The 5185-nt window shown below is 30.9% G+C and carries 5 protein-coding genes; all 5 read right to left on the bottom strand.

All coding sequences use genetic code 11. The annotated features are described in order from the left end of the window. On the bottom strand, positions 1-605 hold a 605-nt coding region (locus tag ACJAZK_RS14680; RefSeq protein WP_415224689.1), incomplete at its 3' end, for a LytR/AlgR family response regulator transcription factor. Between the two features lie 10 nt (positions 606-615). Then, positions 616-933 carry an Hpt domain-containing protein gene (locus ACJAZK_RS14675; RefSeq protein WP_415224688.1) on the bottom strand — a complete coding sequence of 106 codons (318 nt, stop codon included), beginning with the start codon at positions 931-933 and terminating at the stop codon, positions 616-618. Positions 934-937: 4 nt separating this feature from the next. Next, on the bottom strand, positions 938-3778 hold the full coding sequence (locus ACJAZK_RS14670; protein WP_415224687.1) for a PAS domain S-box protein: 2841 nt from the start codon (positions 3776-3778) through the stop codon (positions 938-940). After that, a complete protein-coding gene (locus ACJAZK_RS14665) occupies positions 3778-4317 on the bottom strand; it encodes a heme NO-binding domain-containing protein (protein ID WP_415224686.1) in 540 nt (179 codons plus the stop codon). The genes ACJAZK_RS14670 and ACJAZK_RS14665 overlap by 1 nt, the downstream gene beginning before the upstream one ends. After that, positions 4317-4730 (bottom strand): response regulator, encoded by a 414-nt coding sequence (locus ACJAZK_RS14660; protein WP_415224685.1) that lies wholly within the window; start codon positions 4728-4730, stop codon positions 4317-4319. Before ACJAZK_RS14660 ends, ACJAZK_RS14665 begins: the two co-directional genes overlap by 1 nt. Between the last annotated feature and the right edge of the window lie 455 nt (positions 4731-5185).

The following is a 5185-nucleotide window of genomic DNA, read 5'->3' as shown; positions in this document are numbered from 1 at the left end:
TCAACATTAATAATAAATGAGCGATGTATTTTTAAAAACAAATCTTTAGGCAACTTATCTTCAATTTTCTTAAGTGTAGAGTGTACTGTATAATTTTGATTTTCGGTTTTTACTTGAATATAGTCACCTTTAGCTTCAACCAAATAAATACTAGGAATATCAATTTTTATAAGTCGTCTGTCAATATTGACATATAAATCATTAACAGACGTCAACTCTATATTTTCTGATGGTGGTGACGATTTAGCTATAGTTGCTGTTATTTCTGCCTTTTGAATTGCTTTTTGAAAGCGGTCTGGCAAAATAGGCTTTACGAGATAATCTACGATACAGTCGTATTCAAAAGCTTGAATTGCAAAATTTGCATCTGATGTTGTCAAGATGATTTTTGGAAGGTTTTTTAGCGTTTCAATAAAATCAAAACCTGTGAAATCTGGCATATGAATATCTAAAAATATAAGATCAATCTCATTCTGATTGAGATATTTTATGGCTTGCATTGCATTAGAAAATTGCTCTAGAACATTTAGACTGGGCACATTAGAGCATAGTTGTTCAATAATTGCTCTGGCAGTTGCCTCATCATCAATAATAATACATTTCATGTGATCCTAATTATAACTGTTGTAAATAATTAGTTATGGCTGTTAGAATAGCTTCGAATTCATCCTGGAGTGCAGTATGGCCCTCTAGTAAATTATTTTCGAATGCTACAGCAATCTCATAACCCCTCTCAAAGCCTAAAATACTAATTTTATGTTTAAGTTTATGAACATTCTCTGCTGTAAGTTTATAGTTCTTAGCAGTACTATTTTCAAAATAGACTTTTTTCTCCTCCGGAAACTCACCTTTAATGATAGTAATTAACTTTTGTTCAAAAGCTTTGTCCCCACCAGACATCTTATGAATGTACGACAAATTAGGTTTCTCCATGATATTATTTTTTTAAGGTAAAGTAAAACGTCGTGCCCTCATTCACCTTGGACGTCAACCATATTTTACCACCATATAAATTTACAATCTTTTTTACTATCGATAAGCCTATACCTGTTGACTCTCTACTTTTAGTAAGTGAATGGAATATTTTAAAAATTTTATCATGATATTTTTTATCAATACCAACACCATTATCTTGTATCGAAAACAAATAAAAAGAAGCCTTCTCTTCTACATTAATATCTATAAGTCCGTGATCTTTATCATTGAATTTAATCGCATTACTTAAAAGGTTTTGATACAACTGCTGTAATTTTGTTTTATCACCTTTTATCGTAGGAAGCGCGTTTAGTACAGTAATGGTTATGTGATCTGGAACATATAAAACTTCTTTTAAATCATCTACTAAAAGATTTAAATCGACTTCTTGATCATTTAAAGTTTCTGAGCCTATACTTGAATAGGTCAAAATATCAGAAATAAGAAGTTCCATCCTATCCAATGTTGTTCCAATCAAATCAAAGTTTTGCAAACTCGTATCATCAAAATTATCAAAATTATCTTCTTTAATCCAGCTTACTAAAGCACTGATACTTCTTAATGGCGACTTTAAATCATGCGATACAATATGTGCATATTCTTGAAGTTCATCATTACTCTTTTCTAATTTAATACGTAGAGCATTATTTTTAGCTTCTGCTTTTTTACGTTCTCTAATATTTAAAGCTGTTCGTAATTTTATAGCCACTAAACTTGCGATACTTTCTAAAGCTTTTTCATGTTCTTGGGTATAATAGTTTTTGTCTTTATGCTCAGAATCTATAACTCCAATTACGCGACCGTTACTTATTATAGGAACCGTTATTTCAGAAAAACGTCGCTCCTCATCCACAATATAGCTACTCTCCTTAGAGGTGTCTTTAATGATTTTTGAAGTTGCTGTTTTAACTACGCCTCCAACAATACCCTCTCCTATTGGAACTATTAACCTATTGCGTATTTTATTATCTTCACCTAATTTCTTGCCATAAACAGCGACCTGCTCTAAAGTTTGATCGTCATGATCCACTAAGTAAATCACACAATCTTGTGAATCGAGGTAATGACCAATATTATTAACGATTTGCCATGCAATCTCATTAATATCGGTTTTACCTAAAATAGATTTCGTAAGATTATTAATCAAATCAATAATCAAAGTTTTCTCTCTTTCTGAAGTAATATCCTCAATTAAAGCAACTTGGTAATTGATGTTTCCATTGTTATCTCTTACAGCATTGACATTTGTTTTCGCCCAAATAACAGGTCCACCGATCGTCTTATAACGTTTATTAATGGTAAAATTATCAATTTCTCCTCTGTTTATTTTATCAAGAAAGACCTTAGTCTCTGGATAATCTTCTGGAAAGGATAACTCTTTTATGGTTATCTTATTTAACTGATCTTCAGAATACCCCAACATCTTTTGAAATGTTGAGTTTGTTTTGATAATTTGTCCATATTGGGATAAAACAATTCCAATTGGAGAACTATTAACGATAACATCTAATTCTAATTTTTGTTCTTCAATTAATTTTGTCTTTCGTTTATCATCAGTAATATCTAAATGAATCCCAATTGAACCCGTAACGTTCCCGTCAATGTCATAATTAGGTGCTCCACTAACAAGCCAATGCCTAATCTCACCAGATTTTGTTTTTACTTCAAGTTCATAAGAATTCGATTCCTCCTTTTGGCGCTTACTACTTCCCTGTTGTATAATGTCAATAAGCTCGTTAACTGAAAGCACATCATACTTTTTTTTTCCTAGTAACTCAGATTCCGTATACCCTGACATTTCAGAAAAACTTTGATTAATCATTAAGATTTCATCTTCATTGTTAACCTCAACCAATCCAAGGTTCATATTTGCAATAATGTTACTATACTTTTGCTTTTGTGCCTCCAAACGCTTATTGTAAGTTCTCTTTAAAGTGACGTCTGTAAATGTCCAAAGAAAGCCTTTAGATTTTTCTCCTATAACTACTGGCATATAATTACGTTCGAGAATTTTACCATCTGTCATTTCCAGTACATCTCCAATGACTGTTTTCTTGTCTGCATCAATGGCTACCATTCTAGCCAAGAATTCTTCAGGATCTTTAAATAAAACTTTATTATTTCTAGAAACAGTAGTGCAATCCATGTCATACAAATCACTAGGGTTTGAATCGATTTTAAACAGCTCGCAAAATTTATTATTAGTCAATACTATTTTTCGATTTTCATCTTCGAGGACGATACCACTATCAAGATTTAAAACAAGTGTTGATAATCTACTTTCAGATTCAATAAGTTTTTCTTCTGATGCTTTTTGATCTGTAATATCTCGAACAATTCCTTGTGCAGCTATAGGTTTCTTATTCTTATCTAAAACAATACTTGCATTGATATGAACCCTCCTAACTTCGCCAGATTTTGTATGGACTCTGGCTTCATAATCTTTAAAAAAACCTTTGGTTTTCAAATCCATATAAGACAACATAGCATATTGATAATCCTCTTTATAAATAAGATTGACAACATTTACAGCTTCTTTATCAATATTATAACCAAAAAGTTTAGTCGCGGCTTGATTGAACTTTAGTACATTACCATAAATATCAATAACGACATAAGCATCAACAATATTTTCAAAAACACCTTGAAGTTGAGACGATTTTTCATCTAATAACTGTTCTAATTTTTGGGAGGTTTTATATAGTTCTCGTGATTTCTCTTCAAGAATTGCTTCAGCTGCTTTCCTAGCTGCTTTTTCTCTTTTAAGAGCACGATTTAGTATATCTAACTGCTCTTGGCTCATTAATTCTTATGTATTACAAATCTTACTTCTGTACCGTCTTCCATAATTTTTTCTAATTCAATAGTGGCTGTAGAATTAAAAAACTCAAATGTTTTATTCATTAGACCTAAGCTAAAATAACACATGGCTCTGCTCGATTTATAGTCTATTATTAATGAGTTTTCTGTTTTTTCGATGACCTTAAAAGCAGGCAACTCTAAATCAAGATATATCTTTCCTGCTCCAAAATGAATAATACTTTCAATAGCTGAGATCATTTCAATTGGATCTGTGTATGCTAATAAAAGCTCAGGACAACTTTTTTCTAAAACTCTAAAAAAATATTCTCCATAAACCAGCAATAAGTTATCTATAGATATCTGAGTTCTTTCACTCAGGTGTTGAAGCAATTGTGACAGTTCAGAAAAACTATAAATACCCACAGATGTATAGATGCCATTAGACTCTAAATCAGAATTAGAAATAATATAATCTACTGTTTCTAGACCAAACTTATCTTCAACAAGCTCTAAAAGCTCTGTAAAAACAATCCCTTTCATTATAATTTCATTAACACATTCATGCTCCAATACATTAGGAGTTTTTCAATTTTTAAGACATAATCCTCATATCTTAATGGCTTAAGAACATAACCCGCAACTCCAATTTTATAGCATTCTAACAGGTCCTTTTGATTGTTAGACGTCGTTAAAATTATAGTTGGAATATATTTAAGTGTGTCGTGTTTTTTCAAAATAGCTAAAAACTCCAAACCATTTATTTTTGGCATGTTTAAATCTAATAAAATAATATCTGGAAGCATTTCTTTTTTCTCTAAAAAATCAAGCGCCTCTTCTCCATTGTTAGCCTCAATAATTAGATGTTTCAATTTTAAAGATGATATTGCTCTATTTAATTTCATGACTTCTATCGTGTCGTCTTCAATTAAAAGCACCTTAAGTATTTTACTCATAAGCGATTACACTGTTTATTAACTTCTAAAATACTCTAATTGTAAATAATTTAAATTGTTTTTCGTTTAATTAAAGTTAAACGTCGACCAATTACCGTTAAGTATAGACGAGTGAAGGTTTAAATATTAAAACTGAGCTAATTATTGTAAGAAACATAAAAAGAAATGATTTAAATTATTATTTTCAATATCCACTTCTAAAAACCTAATAATAACACTTTTAACTTGGGTGATATCATCACATTTTTAGTCATTTATTCAATTACAAAACTATGATGAATTACGAGAATAAACCAAAAAAAACGACCGCTATGATTCCTATATAGGTGGGATACACAAAAGTGTAGACCAGTGGTGAAATCAGTCCAGCTCTTGACGCATTTTTTTAGTCATTCCCTTAACCACAAGGTCATAAGAATGGTCAATAAACTCACAAACTAGTTTTGGTTGTAATT

Source organism: Psychroserpens sp. (assembly GCF_047633235.1).
GTDB lineage: Bacteria > Bacteroidota > Bacteroidia > Flavobacteriales > Flavobacteriaceae > Psychroserpens.
The sequence above is the reverse complement of the archived record's forward strand: the minus strand, read 5'-3'. Positions and strand labels throughout refer to the sequence as shown.

Bases quoted from the DNA above. Each gene is read 5' to 3' on its own strand.
- ACJAZK_RS14665 (WP_415224686.1), bottom strand. From the start codon at position 4,317: ATGAAAGGGATTGTTTTTACAGAGCTTTTAGAGCTTGTTGAAGATAAG.
- ACJAZK_RS14670 (WP_415224687.1), bottom strand. From the start codon at position 3,778: ATGAGCCAAGAGCAGTTAGATATACTAAATCGTGCTCTTAAAAGAGAA.
- ACJAZK_RS14675 (WP_415224688.1), bottom strand. From the start codon at position 933: ATGGAGAAACCTAATTTGTCGTACATTCATAAGATGTCTGGTGGGGAC.
- ACJAZK_RS14660 (WP_415224685.1), bottom strand. From the start codon at position 4,730: ATGAGTAAAATACTTAAGGTGCTTTTAATTGAAGACGACACGATAGAA.